17 protein-coding genes are annotated in these 23900 nt (G+C 63.5%); 14 read left to right on the forward strand and 3 right to left on the reverse strand.

Annotated elements, in window-relative coordinates:
• Positions 1–47: 47 nt before the first annotated feature.
• Together tssA and RM190_RS10660 are read right to left on the reverse strand one after the other, a co-directional pair.
• Positions 48–1076, reverse strand: coding sequence for a type VI secretion system protein TssA (tssA, locus tag RM190_RS10655; RefSeq protein ID WP_311759417.1), 1029 nt, complete (start codon positions 1074–1076; stop codon positions 48–50).
• Positions 1077–1248: 172 nt separating this feature from the next.
• Positions 1249–2154 carry a M15 family metallopeptidase gene (locus RM190_RS10660; protein WP_311759418.1) on the reverse strand — a complete coding sequence of 302 codons (906 nt, stop codon included), beginning with the start codon at positions 2152–2154 and terminating at the stop codon, positions 1249–1251.
• 174 nt (positions 2155–2328) lie between these two features.
• Between RM190_RS10660 and RM190_RS10665 the strand changes: the two genes are divergently transcribed.
• The gene (locus RM190_RS10665; RefSeq protein WP_311759419.1) at positions 2329–2808 is read left to right on the forward strand and encodes an OmpA family protein; all 480 of its coding nucleotides are present in this window, start codon (positions 2329–2331) and stop codon (positions 2806–2808) included.
• A gap of 7 nt (positions 2809–2815) precedes the next feature.
• Positions 2816–4948, forward strand: a complete 2133-nt coding sequence (locus RM190_RS10670; protein WP_311759420.1) for a serine/threonine protein kinase — start codon at positions 2816–2818, stop codon at positions 4946–4948.
• Here the strand turns inward: RM190_RS10670 and RM190_RS10675 are convergent.
• Entirely contained in the window at positions 4937–5266 is a 330-nt protein-coding gene (locus tag RM190_RS10675; protein WP_311759421.1) for a hypothetical protein, read from the reverse strand. The genes RM190_RS10670 and RM190_RS10675 overlap by 12 nt on opposite strands.
• Before the next feature lie 31 nt (positions 5267–5297).
• Here RM190_RS10675 and RM190_RS10680 point away from each other — a divergent pair, with 31 nt between their 5' ends.
• From RM190_RS10680 to RM190_RS10735, 12 genes are all read left to right on the forward strand, one after another.
• Positions 5298–6899: a ShlB/FhaC/HecB family hemolysin secretion/activation protein gene (locus RM190_RS10680; protein WP_311759422.1), complete on the forward strand. Its 1602-nt coding sequence runs from the start codon at positions 5298–5300 to the stop codon at positions 6897–6899.
• Positions 6900–6957: 58 nt separating this feature from the next.
• Positions 6958–11835 (forward strand): two-partner secretion domain-containing protein, encoded by a 4878-nt coding sequence (locus RM190_RS10685; protein WP_311759423.1) that lies wholly within the window; start codon positions 6958–6960, stop codon positions 11833–11835.
• The gene (locus RM190_RS10690) at positions 11819–13756 is read left to right on the forward strand and encodes a caspase family protein (RefSeq protein ID WP_311759424.1); all 1938 of its coding nucleotides are present in this window, start codon (positions 11819–11821) and stop codon (positions 13754–13756) included. Before RM190_RS10685 ends, RM190_RS10690 begins: the two co-directional genes overlap by 17 nt.
• Positions 13757–14022: 266 nt before the next feature.
• Complete coding sequence (locus RM190_RS10695) at positions 14023–14952, forward strand: hypothetical protein (protein WP_311759425.1); 930 nt, start codon at positions 14023–14025, stop codon at positions 14950–14952.
• Positions 14953–15242: 290 nt separating this feature from the next.
• Complete coding sequence (locus RM190_RS10700) at positions 15243–16301, forward strand: LacI family DNA-binding transcriptional regulator (protein ID WP_311759534.1); 1059 nt, start codon at positions 15243–15245, stop codon at positions 16299–16301.
• A 96-nt stretch (positions 16302–16397) separates the two neighbouring features.
• Positions 16398–17645, forward strand: coding sequence for an ABC transporter substrate-binding protein (locus RM190_RS10705; protein WP_311759426.1), 1248 nt, complete (start codon positions 16398–16400; stop codon positions 17643–17645).
• 100 nt (positions 17646–17745) lie between these two features.
• Complete coding sequence (locus RM190_RS10710; RefSeq protein WP_311759427.1) at positions 17746–18663, forward strand: carbohydrate ABC transporter permease; 918 nt, start codon at positions 17746–17748, stop codon at positions 18661–18663.
• Positions 18660–19490 carry a carbohydrate ABC transporter permease gene (locus tag RM190_RS10715; protein WP_311759428.1) on the forward strand — a complete coding sequence of 277 codons (831 nt, stop codon included), beginning with the start codon at positions 18660–18662 and terminating at the stop codon, positions 19488–19490. Before RM190_RS10710 ends, RM190_RS10715 begins: the two co-directional genes overlap by 4 nt.
• 6 nt (positions 19491–19496) lie before the next feature.
• On the forward strand, positions 19497–21107 hold the full coding sequence (locus tag RM190_RS10720; RefSeq protein ID WP_311759429.1) for a glycoside hydrolase family 43 protein: 1611 nt from the start codon (positions 19497–19499) through the stop codon (positions 21105–21107).
• A 12-nt stretch (positions 21108–21119) separates the two neighbouring features.
• A complete protein-coding gene (locus RM190_RS10725; RefSeq protein ID WP_311759430.1) occupies positions 21120–22130 on the forward strand; it encodes an ABC transporter ATP-binding protein in 1011 nt (336 codons plus the stop codon).
• Positions 22127–23239, forward strand: a complete 1113-nt coding sequence (locus tag RM190_RS10730) for a Gfo/Idh/MocA family protein (RefSeq protein WP_311759431.1) — start codon at positions 22127–22129, stop codon at positions 23237–23239. The genes RM190_RS10725 and RM190_RS10730 overlap by 4 nt, the downstream gene beginning before the upstream one ends.
• Positions 23236–23889, forward strand: coding sequence for a ThuA domain-containing protein (locus tag RM190_RS10735; protein WP_311759432.1), 654 nt, complete (start codon positions 23236–23238; stop codon positions 23887–23889). Before RM190_RS10730 ends, RM190_RS10735 begins: the two co-directional genes overlap by 4 nt.
• Positions 23890–23900: the final 11 nt, after the last annotated feature.

The following is a 23900-nucleotide window of genomic DNA, read 5'->3' on the forward strand; positions in this document are numbered from 1 at the left end:
CCCCTTGGTTCGGCCGCCTTCCGGACACCGGGGCGGTCCTCCGTCTCTCAGTCGTCGTCCTGCAAGCCGGCGAGATTGCGAACATTCTCGACCCCGCCCGGCGCGATTTCCTTCATGATGGTGATGAAGTCCGCGCCGACCAGCTTGCGTGCCCGTGACAACAGGATCGGCAACGGGCTTGAAGGTTCGTTCGCGGCGTAGAATGCCATGATGCGGTCCAGCGCGGCGCGCACGTCGGCCGCGGAACTGATCGCCCCGACAGGCGCGGCTGCAATCTTTTGGGCGGGGGCCGCGGCCTCTTGCGCCACCGCTTCGTCGACCGGTCCATCCGGTTGCGTCTCATTGCCCAGGGCATCGGCGAATTGCATCGCGGCGCGGCGCAAAAGCCGGTCCAATGGCGCGAAATCGGGGCCCTGACCCGGTGTATGCTTGTCAAAGACCGCGCTTATCGCATCCAGATCGCGGCGCAGCCCCAGAACTGCCGCCTGGCGCGATTCAAGCAGCGCGGTGTCGGTGTCGCGAAACGCCGCCGAGACGGTCGCGGCGTCGGGCGTGCCGCCAGCGATCTCGCCCAGCGAAATTGCGATGTCGCGCAGGTTGATGTGACCGAGGGCCGGGCTTTGCGCAAGCGGGGCCAGCAGGACGCCGCGCAGGGTGGTATCATTGTCGACCAGCCCCAGAACCGTGTTGATCCGGGCGGTCGGGTCATCGCCGTCATCGGGGTCCAGCAACGGATGGCAGGTCGGCCACCATTGCTCCAGCAGGCCGCGCAGCAGGGCGACCCCTTCGGCGAATCCCTGCACCCCCTCGGTCTGCAAAAGCGCCCGCGCCAGAAAGATGGCGGCGCGCAGGTCATGCGCGCGGTCAAGCACTGCCAGCGCGTGTTGGCGCAGCTTTGTATAGTCAGGTTCTTCGCCCGACAGGAACTCTGCCCCCGACTGGCGCTCGGGCTTGATTTGAGCAGCCTTCTCCATCGCGAGAAATTCCGGATCATATTCCAGATCATTCCCGCTGGGTATTTCGGAACTACGCTCAATTAGCAGAGAATCAATCGGAACATAAACGGAATCAGGCACATTCTTGCTCGCACAAAAATGATGAATACCAACGAAACCCAGATTGCTGTAACGGTGCACCCTCGCACCTAGCCGGTCAAGAAATATTCACGCAAAGGTTTAGCCATCTAACTTGACCCTCGTTTTCAGCGCCTTGGCCAATGTTGGATGGTGGTAATGCTGCGGTGCAGGGTCAGATCTTTCCGGCGGCGCGCCAAGCCTCAAGCGTAGCGCGGCTGACTTCGAAATGCATCGAATCCTCGCGAGAGAAACCGGCGCCCCAGACCCAACCCTCTTCATGGAAGAAATCCGCAAGGATGGTCAGGCCCAGCTGGGTCCGGCCATCGGCGAATCCGTCAAGGTGGCCGTCGATATTGAGATCGATTGCAAGCCCGAAGGAATGGGTCGATGTCAGGTCCGTCGTCCCTCGAATCCGACGCACGCAAAGCGAACCAGAGGTATTTATGCGGTCATAAAGATCCTGATCCACCGCCCGGACCTTTTCAAAGACCCTGGTCAGGCTTTCCACTGCGGGTCGCAGCATCTGGACCTTTACCGGGCCAACCGTATCGACGACCAGCATGGCCTGCAGCTTGGGATTGTCCATTCCCTCGCAGTCATCCGTCAGCACTTTCCTTGGACGACCCAGAAATCCTTCAAGGAATGCGGACGAACCCACTGTTTGTCCTTTGTTTACATTGCGCCGGTTGGCGATAAGCACGACCGTGGCGTAATCTCCGGCGATGCGGTTTTCACCGTCGCGCGAAATTGCCGATTGCGTGTCCGCAGCCGGGTTTTCAGCCGAAGACGGAACATCCTCGGGCAAGGCGGCCTGGTCTATGCCGAGGCTGTCGATCTGGTTTGACAGCGCAACCAGTTGTTCCTGCAATCCAAGAATCTGCTGGTTAAGATTTTCGATCTCGATTCGTGCCTGACTGTCGACCGCCGAGCCGCCCGCGACTTGTTGGCGCTGGGACAAAGCCGTCCAGACCCCATATCCCAACAAAGGCAGCACCAGAAGAGCAATCGCTGTGACGACAAAATGGACCGGCTTCACGAAGCTTCCCCGTCCGAAATAGCCAGACGATGCGGCCGCCAATCTTCTCTGTCAATTGGCGCAAGCTGCAATCGGACTCGCGTAATGATCGGCACAGGTATAAATTTGCAGGTGCTTTCCGCTTGATGGAGTGATTCCATGAAGTCCTTGTTCATCTGCTTTTCATTGATTTTGACAATCGGGTTATGGCATTTCCCCGCGCATGCGCAGTCCGCGATGTCCGAAGACGACATTTCCGAGGCTTTCGCAAAGCAGAAAAGCCGGGGTCTGGTTCTTGTTCCGACCGGACAACAGCCGGAGGTTAGCGCGGATACCAGCCAGAAAGATGCCACCAAGGTCGACTACGTGGCGCTGCCGCAGGACGAACAGGTCAATGTCTCGATCCATTTCGATCTGGACAGCGCGGCGCTGCGCGAAGACCAGAAACCCGCGCTGGCCGCGCTTTGCAACGTGCTCAAGAAAAGCCCGGATGTCGTGCTGCGCATCATCGGCCACACGGACATAACCGGGACGGTCCAGTATAACGAGCGTCTTTCCGTTTTGCGCGCGGAAGAGGTGAAGCGCTATCTGGCCGCCAATTGCGGTGTCCCGGAAGGGCAGATGCAGGCGGTGGGCGTGGGCGCGCGCTATCTTCTGGACGAAAAGGATCCCCGGGGCGAGGTCAACCGCCGCGTCGAATTCCAGGCCCAGTCCTGACGGGCCGGTGGACAAGGTGACAGGGCAGGCGCCCATCTTCAAACCCGGCGATGTGCTGAACAACACCTATAGGATCGAGGCGATCCTGGGGCGGGGCGGCACGTCGGAGGTGTATCGCTGTCGGTCCGAGATTTCGGGCAAGGTGGTTGCCCTGAAGGTCTTGCGATCCGAATTCGCGGGCAATGCTGACTATCTCGCGCTGATGACGCGCGAGGAAAACGTCCGCGACATCCATCACGACACGATCGTTCACTATTATGACACGCAGCGCACGCCTGACGGCACCGTCTATCTTGTGATGGATTTCGTCGACGGGCCGTCATTGGACGCGAAGATGCGCGCAGGAGGCATGTCCGCCGAGGCGCTGCTGACCGTGGCCGGCCGCGTGCTGGAGGGGTTGGCGGCCGCGCATGGGCGCAACATCATCCACCGCGACCTTTCGCCCGACAACATCATCCTGCGTGGCGACGATCCTGCGAAGGCCACGATCATCGACTTCGGCATCGCCAAGGACTCCAACCCCGGCGCCGAGACCATCGTGGGCGGAGAGTTCGCCGGCAAATACGCCTTCGCCGCACCCGAGCAACTGGCGGGCAAGGCCGATCCCCGCACTGACCTTTATGCGCTTGGGGCGCTGCTGCTGGCCATTTTCCGGGGCCGGTCCCCCGATAGCGGCGCGAACCTGATGGAGGTCGTGAACCGCAAGGCGCAGCCGCTGGATATGTCGGGGGTTCCGCAGCCCTTGGGCGAGTTGATCGACCGGTTGTCGGCCCCTGCCCCCGAAGCCCGCTTTCAGTCGGCCGAGGCCGCGCTGGCATTTCTGCGCACCGCTTCCGCCCCCGCCGATGCAACGGTGATCGTGCCCCGCAAGGTGACGCCCCCTGCCCCCGCGCGGGTCGCGTCCGCGCCAAAGCCCGCACCGACTGAGCCCGGATCCCCGGCTTCGGGCGGCCCGAAACGCAGGACCGCGCTGATCGCTGCCGCGCTGGCCCTGCTGGTCGTTGCCCTTGGTGCAGTTGAGTTTGCGACCGGCACGCTTGGCATCTTCACGCCCCGGCTTCCCTGGGCAAAGCCCTTCACCCTGCAGATTTCGCGCGTCGATGGTGCCGGACCGGTCGCCGAGGGCTTCGTGCCCAGCCCGGAAACCGCGCAACTTCTGGGGGCCGCGCTGGCTGCGCAGGGCGGGATGCCCCCCACGCTGACCGTGGCGCGAGGCGATCTTGCCGAGGGCTGGGGGCAAGGTGTCGTCCAGCTGGTGCAGACACTGGCGGATCTGCCGGAATACCGGCTGTCCGTGTCGGACAATCAGGTGACGGCGAATGGCCTGACCAATATCCGCGCCGATTACGACCGGCTGAAGACCGAATTGGTGGCAATGCCCACAGGACTGACCGGCACCGCCCAGCTTGAACTTGGCCCCCGCATCCTCAGCCCTCAAACCGTCATTTCCATCCTGCGCGCGCATGAGGATTGCGGTCGGCTGACGGTAGCCGACGCACCCTCGACCGGCTGGGGCGCGGGCGCCAACCTGCATGTCACCGGACGCGTCGCCCATGCCGAGACGCAGGCCGCGCTTCGCGATGCGCTGACCGAGGCAATCGGCAACCGGGTCGCGCAGCTGGATCTTGAGGTCCTGAACCCGACGCTGTGCCTTATGGATGCCAATACCCCCTCGGCCGAGCCTGCCGGCCTTGTCTTCACCTTCGGCTATGGCGATCGTCCCGATCCGAATCCGAAGGCGCAATATGTGGTGGGCGACAATCCGGTCATCGACCTGACCCTGCCGGCCGACCTGAAGGACGGCTATCTTTACGTTTCGGTGCTGGACGTTTCCGGCAACGTATTTCACCTGCTGCCCAATGTGAACCGGCAGGAAAACCGGATCCGGGATCTGGGCGATGGCCCGCTGCGCCTGTCCTATGGGTTGGAGCAGGCGAAGGGCTCGGATCGGCTTGCCTTTACGGTGGATGGCAGTTCGCTGGGCAAGACGCGCCTGATCGCGTTGATCAGCGACCAGCCGTTATTCGACAGCCTGCGCCCGATAACCGAAAGCGCGGAAAGCTATGCCAAGGCATTGCAGGAAGTTTCCGTCCCCGTCCGCAGCCTTGATTCCGCCATTCTGACGACGTCAAAGCCCTGAAGGGGCAATATCGCATGCGAAGATAATCCGGTCGGCACGGAAAAAAGACAGCATTGGTTTTGGAAATTTCTTGACCTGATGGAAATAGACAAGAGAATCCGAAATGCCCGAATTTGAAATAATCCTTTCTGCGGAACGGGATTCAGCAAAAGCCTCGGCAAAGGAATTCACAGAATCACGGCCCGGTGATAACCTGAATCGCAGACTCTTTGGAGGATGAAACTTGGCATTCATGCGACACTGGTCCGCCACTGCATCATTTACCCTTTTGACGCTGACCTGTAATGCCGCGCTGGCCCAGACCGCGTCGCAGATCACCAAACCCAGTTATGAGCCCTCCTTGCAACGCATGACCGGCTCGCTGGTCTTCAGCGGCGCTCCGGGACTGGCCGCGCCCGCGGGTGCCGAAAAGCTGTCGGTCCAACTGTCCGGTGTCACGGTCGAAGGCGCGCTGGCCGGGACCCAGGCCGCCACCGACACGCTGCGCCAGCGCCTGACCGGAAAGCGCATCCCGGTTTCCGAGATCTTCGCCGCCGCATCCGATCTTGAGGCCAGTTATGTCAAGCAGGGCTATGTCCTGTCGCGCGTGGTCATTCCCCAGCAGACGCTTGAGGACGGCGGCACGCTGCGCCTGACGGTCGTCGATGGCTATGTCGAGCAGGTCGATGCAAGCGCGGCCCCGCCCGAATTGCGCGCCCGGCTGGAACGGACCACCGACCCGCTTGTCGACCAGCGCTCTTTGCGACTGCCGGATATCGAACGCAGGCTGCTGCTTGCGGGCGACATGTTCGGCGTGGCCCTTGGCTCGGCCCTGTCCACCGGGTCAAAGCCCGGCGGAACGGTCGTCATTCTTGAACCGCAATTCCGCTCGGTTACCGGATTTGTCGGTCTGGACAATACGTTTTCCGAGGAACTCGGCCGCTGGAATCTTAGCGCTGGCGTCGAATTCAACGACTTTCTGAACATGGGCGAGGTGTTTTATCTGCGCGCCTCGGGGCACCCCGCATTGGGGGATGACGGGTATTTCGCCGATGAACCCCGATTGCGCACCCTTGCCGGGGGTGCGATCTTTCCCCTTGGCTATAACGGCCTGACCTTCGGGGTCGAGGGCGCGAATTCCCGAACCGGCCCCGACAATAACGCGGTCGCCACGCCGTCGGATTTCAACCGCGTCTCTTTCCGGCTGTTCTATCCGGTGGTGCGCACGATCAAGCGCAATCTTTCGGTCACGGCGGCGCTGGATGTGCAAAGCGACAAGCAGGATCTGAATACCGATTTCGCGGATTTTCCAATCTATGAGGACCGCACCCGCGTCTTTCGTCTCAGCAGCGACGGGAACTGGCAGCTTTCGGATACTGCGGCCATCAGCGGGGGGGCGATCCTGTCGCTTGGCATCGACGGTCTGGGCGCGCGCAGTGCCCAGGACGCCGAAGACAGCGACACCCCGCTGTCGCGCGCGGGCGCGGATGCCGATTTCACCAAGCTGGAAGTTTCATTTCGCTATGACCGCAGCTTCCTGCAGGACTGGGCATTTTCCCTGTCCGGGCAGGCGCAGACCTCGTTCGGAAAGCCCCTGCTGTCGAGCGAGCAATTCGGCATCGCCTCGTCCGAGGGCGTGTCGGCCTTTGACCTGGGAAGCATTACCGGCGATTCTGGCTGGCTTTTGCGCAGCGAGGTGGCGCGCAACTTCCCGATCCAGGCCTTTGGCCGGCCCTTGCAGGTCAGCCCCTATCTGGCCGTGGCCGCAGGCTCGGTCCGTCTTGAACAACCATCATCGCTTGAGGCCGCGCGCATCAACGCAAACACCTTGGGCATCGGCGTCGATCTGCGGATGATCTACGACCCCAACTATTCCTCCGCAGTGGTCAGGCTGGAATATGGCAAAGGGAACAGGGACGATGACCAAAAGGACGAGGACCGCTTCACGATCGTCAGCTCCTATCGCTTCTAGCCGGCGACGCGCGCTTTGGGCCGCGCTTCTTGCGGGCAGCGCGCTTGTGCTGCCCGGCGTGACCACTGCCCAGACCCTGCCGAACGGACATAATGTCGTCGCGGGCTCTGCCAATGTCTCCTCGTCCGGCGGCAGGATGCAGATCAACCAGAACAGCAATCGCGCCATCATCAACTGGGGCAGCTTCGGCATCGGGTCGGGCGCTTCGGTGCAGGTCATCCAGCCGGGGCGGCGCTCGGCCCTTTTGAACCGCGTGACGGGCGACACACCGACCCGGATCGACGGAAGCCTTGGCGCGAACGGACAGGTCTTCATCGTCAACCGCAACGGGATCGCGATCGGGCGGAATGGCCGGATCGCGACGGGCGGGTTTGTCGGATCGACGCTGGACATCTCGAATGGTGACTTCATGGCGGGGCGGTTGCGCTTTTCGGGCGACAATCCCGGCGCGGTCACGAACGAAGGCCGGATCGACATCATCCCCGGCGGCTATGCGGCGCTGCTGGGCGGACAGGTCAGCAATTCCGGCACGATCCGGGTGCCGCTGGGCCGGGTCGGACTTGGCGCGGGTCAGCGCGCGACGCTGAACCTGTCGGGAAATGACTTCCTGTCGGTGGCGCTGCCCCCCGATGCGGGATCGCATATCGAACAAAGCGGCCGGATTTCCGCCGATGGCGGCTCGATCGAGATGAAGGCCGCATCGGCCCGCAATGCCGCGCGCCAGACGATCAACCTGTCCGGCGTGGTCGAGGCGCGCAGCGTCTCGGGTCGATCCGGGCGGGTCGTCCTTGGCGGCGGCGATGGCGGCACGGTCCGCGTGACCGGCCGCGTGGATGCCAGGGGCGGGGTGCGGGCGGCCCGCGCGGCCTCCGTCCGGGCGGATCGTCCCCCCACCCGGCCCGAGCGTGGCGGCGACATCACCATCACCGGCGACCGGATCGAGCTTGTCGGGGCCACGCTGGATGCCAGCGGAACCGGCGGTGGCGGGCTGATCCGCGTCGGCGGCGACTATCAGGGCCGGGGTGCCCTGCAGCGGGCAAGCGTCAACCTGATCGGCGCGGGGACGCGGATCTCGGCAGACGGGATCGGCAATGCCGACGGCGGGCGCGTCATCCTGTGGTCGGACCTTCTGACCGAATTCGACGGCGGCGTTTCGGTCCGGGGCGGGGATGACGGCGGAGACGGCGGATTTGTCGAGATTTCGGGCCGCGAAAGCCTGGCCCTGCGCAGCCCGGACATCCTGCTGACCGCGCAGAACGGTCGGCCGGGCCATGCGCTGTTCGATCCCCTGGACATCATGATCGTGGATGAGGATTCCTATGACTCGCTCAACCCGACGCATCTGCTGGACACGCAGATTTATGCGATGGCCGAAAACCCCGGCACCTATGAATTCCGCACCTCGGGGCCCAGCCTGCCGGGGGGCGATGATCCGGGCAACATCACCTTTGCGACCGCGCTGTCCTTCGGTGCTGATCTTGGTGGAACCGTCCTGAATTTTCAGGCCGACAACGACATCATCATAGATGAGCCGCTCAACTGGGGTGGCCTTGCAAGTGTCAGCCTTGGGGCGGGCGCGGATATCGCCGTCAACGCGCCCGTAAGCTGGACAAACCAGATGGAGATGCAGGCCGCGACCAGCATCAACCTGAACGCGGCCCTGAACGCGCCCGCCGGGACCCTGTGGCTGGACGCGCCCCGGATCAGGGCCACCGGCAGCGTCAATGTGGACGAATTCCGGCTGCTTGAAGGGTCGAACTGGGTGCAGAACGCGGCCACGCTTCCCGCCTTTTCCGCCCGCGATTTCTGGTTTGATCCAAGCGCAAGCTTTCTGCGGGCGCGGGGCGGTGCGGGCACCACGGCCAACCGCTATGTCATCACCGACGTCTATGGCCTGCAGGGCATCGGCTCGCCCGGCTACCGAGGCGCGCATTATGCGCTTGGCGCGAATATTGCGGCCGGCGGCACCGCCGAATGGACGGAACCCTGCGACGGCCGTTGCCTGAGCGGCTTCCGCCCAATCGGCAGCACCGGCACCCCCTTCACCGGCAGTCTGGAGGGGACGAACCGTTCCATCACCGGGCTGACACAAATCGTCGACGGTCGCTTCGGCGGGATGTTCGGTGTGATCCAGGGCGCGACCATCCGCAATCTGCGGCTTCTGAATCTGGACCTGACGACCTTTGGCGGACATGCGGTTGGCGGTCTGGTCGGGCAGGCCTTGGCCAGCGCGGGTTCGAACGTCATCCAGAATGTCGAGGCCAGCGGTCGCCTGGAAGCGACCGTGGGCGAAGACGAGGTGGCGCATTCCATGTTCGGCGGGATTGTCGGGCAATTCGCGGATGGCACGATCACGAACGTGACCTCTCGGGTGGCGCTGGACCTGTCCGGTTCAGCGGATGATGGCGGAGAGTCGGTGCATCTGGGCGGGGTCGCCGGACGCGTTTCGGGGGGGACGACGATCTCGAACAGCCGCTATGCGGGCACCATCACCTCGGAATTCAGCGGCGCGGAAGTGGGGATTGAGGGTCCGCCCGTCACCAACCGTATCGGCGGGATCGCTGGCCAGACGACGACAGCGGACCGCATCATCGATTCATCCGCAGCGGTCACGATCCGCCAGGAAGGAAGCGGCAGCTGGCTGATCGGCGGCCTTGTCGGCCAGAATTCGGGAACGCTCAACCGGGTCTCGACCAGCGGCACGATCGCCCTGACCTCGGGCGAGGGTTTTGCCTTTAACCGCAACAGCGCGTTCGGCGGTCTGACTGGCACCAACATCGGCGCGGTCACGCGCAGCAGCTCCAGCGTCGGTCTTGACATCGAAACAGCGGGACGCGTTGCGGCGGGCGGGCTGATCGGCGCAAGTTCGGGACGTGTCGAGACCTCCTTTGCGACCGGAAATCTGCGCGTCAACCTGGCCAGCCCCGGAGAGATGACCAGTCTTGCCGCGGTCGGGGGGCTTGTCGGCATCAGCACCAATCGCATCCGCTACAGCTTTGCCACGAACCAGGTGAACATCTCGGGCGTGGCAGATGTCCGCGCGGGGGGACTGGTCGGGTGGAATACCGGCGCGGTGCGTTTCTCGCGCGCGACCGGTGGCCTGACGGTCGGGCTGGGGGGCCCCGAAACCTCCAGCCTGCAGTTGGGCGGGTTGGTCGGGACCAATGACGGTCAGATCACGGATTCCTATTCGCTGGCCTCGGTCGACTATACAAGCGCATTGCCCGCGTCGGTGGGCGGGCTGGCCGGAACCAACCAGAACTGGATCGCCCGCAGTTTCGCGGCGGGGCCAGTCAATACCTCGTCTGCGGGAACGCGTGTCGGCGGATTGGTCGGCAGCGCGGGCGAAGGGGCCAGAAGCTGGCTTTCCTTCTGGGACCGGAACGCCACCGGGCAGGGCAGCTCAGCCGGGGGCATGGGCCTGACGACGGCCCAGCTGACCGATACCGAGTTTTTCCTGAGCGTCGCGGATGGCTGGGATTTCCACAATGTCTGGGCGCCGGGCGGGCGCGGAAACTATCCGGGGCTTTACAGTCTTGACCGCGTGTTGTGGGCGGAACCGAACGATCTTTCGGTCACCTATGGCGACAGGCTGCCGGGGCTGGGGGGAACGGTCCACGGGCTGGGGCTTTACCTGTTTGGCGCCGAGGACGACATTCCTGCAACCGACGGCATCTTCCGCGTGCAAGGCACGCCGCGAAATGCCGGAAACTATGACATCCTGACCGACGCCTCGGTCACATCCGCCGGGGGACAGACCTTCAGCATCGTCGCCTCGGACGCGACGCTGCGGATCAACCGCGCGATGCTGCGGATATCAGTCGCGGATCTGGAAAAGCTTTACGGAAACGACAGAAGCCTTACCCTGGCCGATGTCACGCTTGGCGGGCGGCTGCGCTATGGCGACCGGTTGGTCTCGGTCGATCTGGCCAGCCTTGGTGCGGCGGGCCGGGCATGGGTGGCGGCCTATCCGATCACCGCCGCGAACGCGGTCATTTCCGGCGATGGTGCACCGGCGACGTCCAATTACAACATCACCTATGAGGGCGGGCAGCTGAATGTCCTGCCGCGCAACATCACCCTCGACGTTCTGGACAGCGTCATGCGGGTGGGCGGCACCCCGATGTTCGACTGGAACCGCGTCGCGGGCGATCTTGTCAACGGGGACACCATCACCGGCATATCCCTGTCCAGCGAGGGCGATCACACCAGCCCCCCCGGTGCCTATGAAATCACGGCCACGGATGTGCGCATGCGCGACGGGGCCGAGGTGAACTATCGCATCGCCATCGACCCGGGGATTTTGCGCATCCTGCCCCAGCCTTCGGGCAATCCCTATCCCGGCACCTCGCAGAATACGGCCCCCGTCCCCAACCCGACCGACAGGACCGAGATCCTGCTTGCCGCGGTGCTGCCGGGCGATGCATTGACCGACCCATCCGCGCGCCGCCCGGCAGATGTCGCCGAGGCCGAGGAGCTTTCGCGCCTTGCCGCGATCTCGCAGGAAATCTCGCTGCAGATCGAGAATTGCAACCAGCACGAAGGTCCGACCGAGGACATGCTGGCCTGTATCTCGCGCGCGCTTGACCAGTATTCCACGGCGCTTGACGATCTGTCGGCCAGCCTGCCGCCCTCGATGCAGAACGTTTCGGCGATCCTGCGCAAGGCAAGCACGGATATCGACCAGACCCGACGCCGGTCGATCGCGCGTCTGGGCAGCGCCACGACCGAGGAAGAGCGTCGCTCGATTCGGCGCGAGGCGCTGCGCGAGGCAAGCCGCACAATGTCCGCCGCGAGGGCCGAGATCGTCAAGCGGGTCGAATTGCTGCGCGCGGACGATCCCGCCCTGGCCCGCGCCAATTCCCGCCAGGAGGGGTTGATCCTTGCCACTGTCGAAAAAGCCGATACCACGCTGGTCCGTGCCGTCGGCCTTTGAACGGGTTGCCGGCATCCTCATCGTCTGGGCGGTGCTGGCGATCACCCTGTTCGCCGGACCGGCGCGGGCCGAGCAGCGCATCGCGCTGATCATCGGGAACGCCGCATACAGCGCGATCCCCAGCCTCGACAACTCGGCCAATGATGCCAATGACATGGCCTTGACCCTGACTGAACTGGGCTTTCGGGTCACCTTGGGCATCGACCGCAGCCGCGAGGAAATGCTTGACCTGATCGCAGGCTTCGGCGCCGAGGCCAGGACAGCAGATGTGGCGCTGTTCTATTACGCCGGGCACGCCTTTCAGGTTTCCGACAGCAACTATCTGATTCCGACGGATTTCAACCCCGTGAATCTGGAACAGGCCGCGGCGGATTCGATCATGCTGGATGTCGCGCTGAATGCCCTGGCCGAAGCGCCCGGCCTGAAGATCGTGATGCTTGATGCCTGCCGCGACAACCGCAACCAGATCCCCGGGGTCAGGGACGGCCTGGCGCGGGTCGGCAGCGCGGCGGATTTCCTGATCGTCTATGCCACGCAACCCGGTGCCGTGGCCTCGGACGGCAAGGGTCGCAACGGCACCTTTACCGGCGCGCTGCTGCATCACATCCGCACGCCCTCGCAGGACATATCGGAAATGATGATCGCCGTGCGAAAAGAGGTCATCGCGCAAAGCGGCGGCCTGCAGATCCCCTGGGAAAGCTCGTCGTTGACGCGGCGGTTCTTTTTCGATGACGGCCCGCCGACCGCCAATTCCGACACGATGCTGTATCAAGCCGCGGTGCGCAGCTGGGATAAGTCGTTGATGAACCTTTATCTTCAGCGCTATCCCGAGGGCGTCCATGCCGGCGACATTCTGGCCATGCTGACCGAAGGCAAGACCGCGAACACCCAGCTGCGCAGCATCGGCCCCGACGAAGAAAGCGGCGAACAATTGTGGCAACTGGCGCAGCGCAATCGGCTGAGGCCGTTGTTCGAAAGCTATCTGAACACCTATGCCTCGGGGCCCCATGCCGATGAGGCGCGGCGCATCCTTGCGGAAATGCCCCCGGACGCGGATCAGGATCCGGCGCGGCGCTGCGAGTTGCAGGCCAACCACCCCCGCGATGGAACCGAAACGACGCCCGGCGTCCCGTTCGAGCTGCTGGCCCGCAATTCGGTTGCCGCTATCCGCGATTGCGAAGAGGCCGTCCGTCTCAACCCCGGACAGGCACGGTATCTGGCCCTGCTGGCCCGCGCCTATGCGGCCTCGGGCCTGCGCGACAAGGCGGTCCCGCTTTTCGAACAGGCGGCCGACCAGGGCGATCTGCGCGCAATGGTCAGCCTTGCCCTGATCGTCGAAACCGGGGACGGCGCGGAAAAGGACCCCGCCAAGGCGCAGGCGCTTTTCGAAAAGGCGGCCGCCGCCGGCAGCCCCGATGCCGCAATCAACGTCGCCATTCCCTTGCTGGACGAAAACCGCAGCGCCGCCGACCACAAGCGGGGGATCGCGCTGATGCAGCAGGCATCCCAAAGCGGGGCCGCGATTGCGACGTTCAACCTGGGCCTGCTGGCGCGGGACGGAAAATTCGGCACCCCCGCCGATGCGAGGGCGCTGTTCGAACGCGCCGCACGCGAGGGTGAACCCAGGGCCTATCGGGAAGCCGCCTATCTGCTGGCCGAAGGTCACGGCGTTGCCAAAAGCGGCTTGGAGGCATCGAAATACCTGCTTCTGGGGGTCGCCTCGGATGATGGAAGCCTGTTGCAGGAACTGACCGCGCCGGGCCAGTCCTGGCCAAAGGATACGCTGGTCGAGATGCAGCGGCGCCTTGGCCGGGTGGGGCTATACTCCAAGGGCTTTGACGGGTTGCCGGGGCCGGCCCTGAAGCAGGCCTTGGAGAAATGGCGAAACGGGGGCTTCAATGCCTCTGCCCTTGGGAGCTAGGGCGGAAGGACTTTTCCGCGCGGTGGAACATCCCAATTCTGGCAGACTGCTTCCGACGACCTTCTGGCAATGCTTCGATGCTCCGCGGGACAGCAGTGCGCTTCGGACTGAAGATTATTGATCGGATTAGCCCCGTGTGGCATTCTATTTACATGTTTTTGCGACCGCAAATCCGGTGATATTCGAACGGCCGGATCGTTCGGGACTTTACGGCGACCAGAAAGACCCCATCCAATTCCCACGGCCTTGGATGACAGGAGCCCCCGATGCCCAAGCTTGAATTCAAGGTGAAATTCGCCTCGCGTGCGGATTCAACGCCCACGCATGATGGGTGGACATACCATCACGTGCTTCCATGGCGATATTACTATCTGATGGGATATATCATCGCCAATGTGGCGCGCATGAAATTTCTCATGAACGACTATGGCGTCGGCCTGAACCCCTTGCTGGCATCTGCCGTTTCCCAGGAAAGAAAAACGAATTCAGGTATTGTCGAAAAGCTTTATGGTCCGGAAGTTTCGGATTTCAACAGGAACCTGAACGAAAGCGGTCCGAAGCTGCTTCGAACGCTTTTGCCGCTGCACGGCTGCAGGAATGAGGGCAGCGATTCCATCGTCGATGAGATCAAGAAGGCGGGCCAATTCGATCTGGGCGCCATCGGAAACCTGTGTGGCGCGCCAAAATTCGGTGGTTTCCTGGGCATGGCCCCAGAACACAGAAGCGATGATCTGGGCGATCGCGCCGAACGCCTGCGCCCGCCCGGCGCAAATCAGGCATGGTGGGCCGAGCTCAGCATGCTGAGGACCTATCTTCAAAGTTTCTGCCGCACCATCGGCGATGCCGGTGCCGGACACGAGATCCCGGCCAAGATCGACTATGACGATTTCACGCAATTTCTTGAGGTCGTGCGAAGGCTGTCTGCCTCGCACAATCAGGTCTATGGCATGAATTGCGCAGACTGGTACATTCACGTCCCCGGCCATGGCAGCAGAAGAAACTGGGCCTATGTCGAGGGCGTAAAAGCCCCCCCGCGGCATATTTCGAAGGCCGGCGCGATCTTCGCCGTGCGGCCAGAGGACGTGATCCAGAGCGGGCTGAAAGTGTCCTACAAAGAGGTGGAGAAATGCCGCCTTGATGACAAGTTGTTCAGTCCCGACGGCAACAACAAAAAGGCCTTCGCCTGGCTGAATTGATCTGACGGGCACGGCCCCGCGCTGTCTGCGCGTTCCGGCTTTCACGATCAACAAGCCTTTGCGGCGCGCCAGCGGATCGGCAGGAAACCCATGCTCCGATGATGACCTTGGTCGCAGGGGCGTCCCCTGGTCAAGGTTCCGGTCGGGATCATCCCGTCCGCGGCAAGCGGGTCTGTCGTTGCAACCCGGCAGCCAACCAGACCCCAACGATGTTCCTCTGCTTGCGCCTTGCCTCTGTAAAATCCTGATGTACGATCATCAAATTGAGCGGAGGAACCAAGTTGAAACAAGTGACGGACGAGGCCAGATTGTCGGCTGGCCTGACGCGACGCCCGACTGTTCACGATGTGGCGCGCGAGGCGGGCGTCAGCCTTGCCACCGTCGATCGCGTGTTGAACGACCGTCCGGGGGTTCGCAAGGCGACGGCCAAGCGCGTCGGAGACGCCATGGCCAAGCTGGGCTATGAACGGGACATGGCGGCGGCGAACCTGTCCAAACGCCGCCAATACCGCCTGGCCTTCATTCTGGCGGCAGGCACGAACAGCTTCATGCACATGTTGCGCGACGCCGTATCCGGCACCGCGTCCTTCACCAGCGTGGACCGGGTCGAGCTTGAGACGATCCTTGTCCCCCCGTTCGACGGGCAGGCCTTGGCTGAGGCGCTTGACGCCCTCAACCCCGATCAGGTCGATGGCATTGCCATGGTCGCCACCGACTCGCCCGAGGTGCGCGACGCGATTTCGCGGCTGGTGGCGCGTGGCGTTCATGTGCTGACGCTGGTTTCGGATGCGCCAACCTCGCGGCGCGCGAAATTCGTGGGCATCGACAATGTGGTAGCGGGCCGGACCGCGGCCGGGATTCTGGGGCGCTGCTGTTCCGCACCGGGCAAGATCGCGATCGTGATGGGATCGTCGCTGCTGCGGGACCATGTCGAGCGCCGTCTTGGTTTCGAGACGGTCATTGCACGCGAATATCCGCACCTGACCTGTCTGCCCCCGGTCGAGGGTCGCGATGACGCCGACACCGTCGCCCGATTGCTGTCCGCGCAATTGCAGGCCGATCCCGACATTACCGGAATCTACAGCCTTGGCGCGGGCAATCGCGGCGTCGCCCGCGCGCTGAAATCCTGCGCCGGACGCAAGCGTATCTCGGCCGTGGTCCACGAACTGACCCCCTCGGCCAGAAGCGCGCTGATCGATGGCACCTTTGATGCGGTCATCAATCAGGATGCCGGGCATGAGGTGCGCAGCGCGGTCAGGATCCTCAAATCCCTGATTGACGGCCGTCCGACCTTTGACGCGCAGGAAAAGATCAGCATCGACATCTTCATGCGCGATAACCTGCCCTGAACCGGCGCGTCAAATTTGAGGGTTGCCAATCCCCAAAACTGATGTACGTTCATCAAAAGTAAGCAAGCCCACCCTCGGGCTTGAAGGGAGGAAATCATGAAGGCTCTTTTGGGGGCGGCGGCGCTTTGCGCTTTTGCCGCGATGGGCGCGCATGCCGAAACTTCGGTCAAGATCCTGCGCCCGGAATCGAACAGTCCCGGCCTGAAGCAGTTCTTTACGGACGTCATCGCAGAATACGAAGCCGCCCATCCCGACGTGAATGTCGAGATCGAGTATTTCGCCTCGGAAGCCTACAAGACCAAGCTGCCGACGATGCTGCAATCCGAGGCGCGCCCGGACCTGATCTACAGCTGGGCGGGCCTGACGCTTTCGGATCAGGTCAAGGCGGGGCTTGTACAGGACATCTCTGCCTCGCTTGAACCGGACTACCTGAAGACCTTCACCCCTGCGTCGCTTTCGGCCTTCAGCGAAGGCAACGCCGTCTATGGCCTGCCGATGGAGGCGCGCCTTGTCGTCTTCTTCGCCAACCAGTCGCTGACCGACAAGGCGGGCGTCGATCTGGCCGGGATCAAGACCTGGGACGATTTCCTGGGCGCGGTCGGCAAGCTGAAAGAGGCCGGGATCACCCCGCTGGTCGCGGGCGGCAAGGACAAGTGGCCGCTGCATTTCTATTACAGCTATCTCGCCCTGCGCGAAGGCGGCCCCGAAGGGATCCGCGCCGCCATGTCCGGCGACGGCGATGGTTTCCAGTCGCCGACCTTCATCGGCGCGGGCGAACGCTTCAAGCAGCTGATCGACCTTGACCCCTTCCAGCCCGGCGTGCTGAGCACCGCGCAGGAACAAAGCAACACCATGTTCGCCGAGAACAAGGCGGCGTTCATGCTGATGGGCGACTGGGCCTATACCCAGACGATCGGGGTCGAACAGGGCAAGCTGCTGGATGGTAGCCTGCGCATCCTGCCTTTCCCCGCGCTGTCGGACAGCAAGGCCGATCAGGCCGCGACGCTGGGCGGTGTCAACGGCTATGCCGTCACGACCGGCGCCCCGCCCGAGGCCGTGGATTTCCTGAAGTTCCTCGTCAATGCCGAGCATCAGCGCGAAGGCGCGCGCCGCGCCCTGTTCGTGCCCGTCCTGCAAGGTACGGGCGAGGCGATCGAGGTTCCCTTCACCAAGGAAATCAACGCGATGCTGGAAGCGTCGCCGAGCCACCAGATCTTCCTTGACCAGTTCCTTGGCGCGCAGGTCGGTGGCACGATCAACGACATCTCGACGGACATGGTGTCCGGCGACGTGACGCCGCAAGACGCGGCCGAACGCATCCAGGAAGCCTGGGACTTCCGCTAAGTCCCCGTTTCGCTTCCTGAAACAAGGTCGCGCCACCATTCGGGTTGCGCGACCCGACCCGACCTTTCCAGATAAAAGGCAGGTGCCCCACATGGCTGCCGTGAACACGCATGCGGAGACCTCCTCCGCAATCGACAAGCCACGCCGAAAGGCCATCAACGGGCGCCTTGCCGCGACCCTGGTCCTGCTGCCCCCGGCGTTGGTGCTTTTCACCCTTTTCGTGATCTATCCGCTGCTGGGTTCGGGGATCTATGCCTTCTATGACTGGAACGGCTATGGAACGCCCACCGATTTCGTCGGCTTCGCGAATTTCGAGCGGATGGCAAACCATTCCGTGTTCCAGCAATCGGCGCTGAACTCGCTGAAGGTGATCGCCGTATCGCTGCTTGTGCAGTTGCCGCTGGCCCTGCTGCTGGCATTGCTGATCTATCGACGCACGCCCGAGAACACGGCCTTCCGGCTGGTCTTTTTCCTGCCCTATATCCTTGCCGAGATCGCCGCCGGGCTGATCTGGAGCTTCATCATGGACGGAAATTTCGGCGTCGTCGCCGACATCACCCGGGCGCTGGGGATCGAGCCGTACTTCCTGACCTCGGATCGCAGCTGGGCATTTACCGCCGTGCTGGTCGTCATCGTCTGGAAATATTTCGGCTTCCACATGATGATCTATATCGCAGCACTTCAGGGCGTGCCCAAGGACATGATCGAGGCCGCCCGGATCGAGGGGGCAAGCCGCCTTGGCGTCATCCGCCATGTCCAGATCCCCATGATCAAGCCCGCGATCGTGGTCTCGGTCTTCTTCTCGGTGATCGGCGCGCTGCAGGTCTTTGACGTGGTTATCCCGCTGACGAATGGCGGCCCGGCGAACTCCAGCCACACCATCGTCACCTATCTTTATACCTTCGGTCTGGCGCGGCTGAAGATCGGCTACGGCTCGGCCATCGGGGTGACGCTGTTCATCACCGCCGTGCTGGTCGCGGTCTTCTATCAGCGCCTGTTCATGAGGAAGCCGGCATGACCCGTTCCAACCTGATCCGAGAGATCATCCGCATCGGCTTTCTCTGCATCGTCGCCAGCTTCGTCCTTGGCCCATTGGCCGCGACCGTGCTGGGCGGGTTCAAATCGAATGCCGAGGTCCAGACCAGCGCGCTGAGCCTGCCCGCAGTCTGGCGGACGGACATCTATGCCGACATCCTCAGCGATCCGGGCTTCTGGCGCTATCTTGGCAACTCGCTCGTCATCTCGGTGGCGACGGTGGTGCTGACGTTGCTGGTCGGATCGGCTGCGGCCTATGTCTTTGCGCAGGTGCGCTTCTTCGGCTCGAAGATGCTGTTTTCCTATCTGTCGCTGGGGCTGATGTTTCCCTTTGCGACCGCGATCCTGCCACTTTTCGTGCAGGTGCGCGATCTGGGACTGCTCGACACCTATTGGGCGGTGATCCTGCCGCAGACCGCCTTTGGCCTGTCGCTGGCGATCCTGCTGTTCCGCACCTTCTTCAGCGAATTGCCCAAAGAGCTGTTCGAGGCCGCCTATGTCGAGGGCTGCGGCTATATCCGCTTCTTCTGGCGGTTCACCCTGCCGCTTTCGACGCCCATTCTGGCGACGGTCGGCGTCTTCGTCTTCGTCCAAAGCTGGAACAACTTCCTGCTGCCGCTGGTCGTGCTGAACTCGCGCGAGGCGTTCACCTGGCCCTTGGGCATGATGCAATATCGCGGCGAGTTTGCGGTCGAATGGAACCGCACCCTTGCCTTCGTCACCCTCACCATCCTGCCGGCCGTGGTCTTCTTCCTCGCCGCACAGAAATACATCGTCGCCGGGCTGACCGGTGGCGCAGTCAAAGGCTGATCCGACATGAATGCAATCATCCAGAACCCGATCCTGCGCGGCTTCAACCCCGACCCTTCGATCCTTCGCGTGGGTGACGATTACTATATCGCCACATCGACCTTCGAATGGTTTCCGGGCGTGCAGATCCACCATTCCCGCGACTTGCAGAACTGGCGCCTGCTGACCCGTCCGCTGAACCGCGAATCCCAGCTCGACATGCGCGGGGCCGAGGAATCGGGCGGTGTCTGGGCACCATGCCTGACCCATGCCGACGGCAAGTTCTGGCTGATCTTCTCGGACCTCAAGCGCCGCACCGGCAGCTTCAAGGACAGCCGCAACTATCTGGTCACGGCCGACAATATCGAGGGGCCGTGGTCGGACCCGATCTATCTGAACGGGTCGGGCTTCGATCCGTCGCTGTTCCATGACGATGACGGGCGCAAATACCTGCTGAACATGGTCTGGAACCACCGCAATACGGAAAAGGGTGGCAAGTTCGGCGGCATCCTGTGCCAGGAATATTCGGTCGAGGAACAGCGCCTTGTCGGCCCGATCACCAATATCTATCGCGGCACCGACCTGAGGCTGACCGAGGGGCCGCATCTGTACAAGCGCGACGGCTGGTACTGGCTGCTGACCGCCGAGGGCGGGACCGAGTACAACCACGCCGTCACCATCGCGCGGTCGCGGAACCTGCTGGGGCCGTATGAGACCGACCCGGCAAAGCACATGCTGACCTCGAAGGACGCGCCCGACGCCGAACTGCAACGCTCGGGTCATGCCGATATCGTCGAGACGCAGGACGGCGAATTCTACATGGTGCACCTGTGCTCGCGGCCCCTGCCCGGCCTGAAACGCTCGGTTTGCGGGCGGGAGACCGCGATCCAGAAGATCATCTGGGAACCGGGCGAGTTTCCGCGCCTGGCCCATGGCGGCAATGTCCCCGCCGCGCAGGTGCCCGCCCCCGACCTGCCCGTGCAGGTCTGGCCCGAACCGCAACGGGAATTCGACTTTGCCCCCGGCCCGCTGCCCCAGCCGCTGCAATGGCTGCGCACGCCGCAGGCCACCCGCATCTTCTCGCTGGAAGACCGCCCCGGCTGGCTGCGCATCTTTGGTCGTGAATCCCCCGGCAACCGCTTTGAACATGCCGTCGTCATGCACCGCCAGACCGAATGGGCCTATGACGCCGAAACCGAGGTCGAGTTCGCGCCGCAGGGCTATCTGCAGATGGCCGGTCTGCTGTGCTACTACAACGCCTATCTGTTCCACTACCTCGCCATCACCGCGACCGAGGATGGCGCGCGGGAACTGATCGTGATGTCGGTCAAGGGCGACTATCCGATCGGCGCGGTCGATTATCCGCTGGACCAGCCGATCCCGCTGCCTGCGACGGGCGCGATCCGGCTTGGCGTCTCGGTCGACCGGGACAGGCTCAACTTCCGCTATGCCCTGCCGGGTGGCGAATGGCAGCCGGTTCCGGTCACGCTTGACGCCTCGCTGCTGGCGGACGAGGCGGCGGGCAATGCCTGCGGCAGCCATACCGGCGCCTTTGTCGGCATGGCCGCCCATGACATCGCCGGTACCGCGACCCCGGCCGATTTTTCCCATTTCCGCTACATGCCGCGCCCGGCTTGACAGGAGGCCAGAATGGCAGAGGTCAGACTCGACAACATCACCAAGACATTCGGCGGCGTGACGGTCATCCCGCAGCTGGACCTGCTGGTTCCGGACGGATCGTTCACGGTTCTGGTCGGGCCGTCGGGCTGCGGCAAGTCCACGCTGCTGCGCACGATCGCCGGGCTTGAGACGCCCACCGCAGGCCGCGTCCTGATCGGCGGGCGCGACGTCACCGATGAGGAACCCTCGCAGCGCGAGATCTCGATGGTGTTCCAGTCCTATGCACTGTTCCCGCATATGACCGTGGCGCAGAACATCGATTTCGGCCTACGCCTGCAAAAGATGCCGAAGGCCGAACGCGAGCAGCGCGTGGCCCATGCGGCCAAGATCCTTGCGCTGGAAAGCTATCTGCAGCGCAAGCCATCGCAACTGTCGGGTGGTCAGCGCCAGCGGGTCGCCATCGGCCGCTCGATCGTCAGGAACCCCAAGGTCTTCCTGCTGGACGAGCCGCTTTCGAACCTTGACGCCGCGCTGCGCGGGCAGATGCGGGTCGAACTGGCGCAGCTGCACCGCTCGCTGAACGCGACCATGATCTATGTCACGCATGATCAGGTCGAGGCGATGACGCTGGCCGACCAGATCGTCGTCATGAATGGCGGCAAGATCGAACAGGTCGGCGCACCGATGGACCTTTACGACCGTCCCGCCACCGAATTCGTCGCGGCCTTCATCGGCTCGCCCAAGATGAACTTGCTGCCGGGTCGCACCATCGGGCGTCAGGACGTGCGGACCGCGGGCATCCGCCCCGAGCATATCCATGTCGACGGCAGCAGCGGCACCTGGCAGGCCCGCACCGAGGTGGTCGAGACGCTGGGCGCCGACACCATCGCCTATATGAGCGCCGAGGGCATCGACAGCGTCACCGTCCGCCTGCCCGGCCACATGCGGCTGAAGGTCGGGGACAAGCTGTTCCTGACGCCCGAACCCGCGAACCTGCACCTGTTCGACGAACGCGGTCAGCGAATGGAGGCCCGCGCATGAAACCCCTTGGCATTGGCGTCATCGGCTGCGGCGTCATCAGCGACATCTACATGAAGAACTGCGCGATCTTTCCCCAGATCGAATTGCGCGCAGTCGCCGACATGCGCCCCGAGGCCGCGGCGGCCAAGGGCGCGGAATACGGCGTCCCCGCCGTGACCGTGGACGAGCTGCTGAAGCGCGAGGATGTGGACATCATCCTGAACCTGACCATCCCAAAGGCCCATGTCGAAGTCGGGCTGATGGCGCTGGACGCGGGAAAGCATCTTTATGCCGAAAAGCCGCTGGCGGGTTCGGTCGCCGACGGGCGCAGGCTGCTTCAGGCGGCACGGGCCAAGGGGCTGCGGGTCGGTTCCGCACCCGACACCTTCCTTGGCGGCTCGCATCAGACCGCGCGCAACCTGCTGGATACGGGTCGGATCGGGCGGCCCACCTCAGGGACGGCGGTGATGATGGTCGCGGGGCATGAGCGCTGGCACCCCAACCCCGACTTCTACTATGCCGGGGAAGGCGCTGGCCCGCTGATGGACATGGGCCCCTATTACATCACCGCGATGGTCAACCTGCTGGGACCGGTGTCGCGCGTCGTGGGGCTGGCCGCGAAGGGACGCGACCGTCGCGTCATCGCGACGGGTCCTCGCGCCGGGCAGGAAATCCCGGTCGAGACCCCGACCCATGTCACCGGCGTAATGGAATTCGCCTCGGGCGCGCTGGTCCAGATCGTCACCAGCTTCGACGTCAAGGCGCATCGCCACACCCCGCTTGAGCTTTACGGCACCGATGGCGCGATGCTGATCCCCGACCCGAACCATTTCGACGGTCAGGTGATGCTGCATGACGCCGACTGGCAGGCCCAGCCCATGCGCCATGCCCATGGCGACGGCAATTATCGCGGCCTCGGCCTTGCCGACATGGCCGAGGCGATTGCCATCGGCCGCGATCACCGGGCCTCGGGCGCGCTGGCGCTTCATGCGCTGGACGTGATCGAGTCCCTTTTGCGCGCCGCCGGCACCGGTCGGGCCGAAACCCTGACCACCAGTTGCGACCGCCCCGCGCCCCTGCCGATGGGGACCGCGCAGAGACAGATAGAGACCATGGAGATGGCACAATGACCCGCAAGGCTTTGGTATTCTTTGGCGGCTGGGACGGGCATGAGCCCGGCCCGACCTCGGAAATCGTAGCAGACATGCTTGCGGCCGAAGGCTTCGACGTCACCCGCAGCGAAGGCACCGCGATCCTTGGCGAAGGCGACCTCTCCAGCTTCGACCTGATCGTGCCGGTGGTGACGATGTCCGATGTCGAGGCGGATGCCGTCAAGCGCCTGACCGCCGCGGTCGAGGCCGGGACCGGTCTGGCAGGCTTCCACGGCGGCATGGCCGACACCTTCCGCAAGAACACCGACTATCAGTTCATGGTCGGCGGCCAGTTCGTCGCCCATCCCGGCAATGTCATCGACTATCGCGTTGAAATCCTTCGGAACGGCGACACGCTTCTGGATGGGATCGACGATTTCGATTATCACTCCGAGCAGTATTACATGCATGTCGATCCCCGCATCGAGGTGCTGGCGACCACCACCTTCTCGGGCGAGCACGCGCCCTGGGTCAAGGACACGCAGATGCCCGTGGTGTGGAAGCACGGCTATGGGCAGGGTCGCGTCTTCTATTCGGCGCTTGGCCACAAGGCGGCGGAATTCGACCATCCGCAGATGCGCGAAATCCTGCGCCGGGGCCTGCTTTGGGCGGCGCGCAAGGCCGACTGACGCAAAGAACC

Origin of the sequence: Paracoccus broussonetiae (genome assembly GCF_031854425.1) — a bacterium.
GTDB classification, from domain to species: domain Bacteria; phylum Pseudomonadota; class Alphaproteobacteria; order Rhodobacterales; family Rhodobacteraceae; genus Paracoccus; species Paracoccus broussonetiae.

Bases quoted from the DNA above. Each gene is read 5' to 3' on its own strand.
- RM190_RS10665 (WP_311759419.1), top strand. From the start codon at position 2,329: ATGTCCGAAGACGACATTTCCGAGGCTTTCGCAAAGCAGAAAAGCCGG.
- RM190_RS10680 (WP_311759422.1), top strand. From the start codon at position 5,298: ATGACCGGCTCGCTGGTCTTCAGCGGCGCTCCGGGACTGGCCGCGCCC.
- RM190_RS10695 (WP_311759425.1), top strand. From the start codon at position 14,023: ATGCCCAAGCTTGAATTCAAGGTGAAATTCGCCTCGCGTGCGGATTCA.
- RM190_RS10705 (WP_311759426.1), top strand. From the start codon at position 16,398: ATGAAGGCTCTTTTGGGGGCGGCGGCGCTTTGCGCTTTTGCCGCGATG.
- RM190_RS10715 (WP_311759428.1), top strand. From the start codon at position 18,660: ATGACCCGTTCCAACCTGATCCGAGAGATCATCCGCATCGGCTTTCTC.
- RM190_RS10720 (WP_311759429.1), top strand. From the start codon at position 19,497: ATGAATGCAATCATCCAGAACCCGATCCTGCGCGGCTTCAACCCCGAC.
- RM190_RS10725 (WP_311759430.1), top strand. From the start codon at position 21,120: ATGGCAGAGGTCAGACTCGACAACATCACCAAGACATTCGGCGGCGTG.
- RM190_RS10730 (WP_311759431.1), top strand. From the start codon at position 22,127: ATGAAACCCCTTGGCATTGGCGTCATCGGCTGCGGCGTCATCAGCGAC.
- RM190_RS10735 (WP_311759432.1), top strand. From the start codon at position 23,236: ATGACCCGCAAGGCTTTGGTATTCTTTGGCGGCTGGGACGGGCATGAG.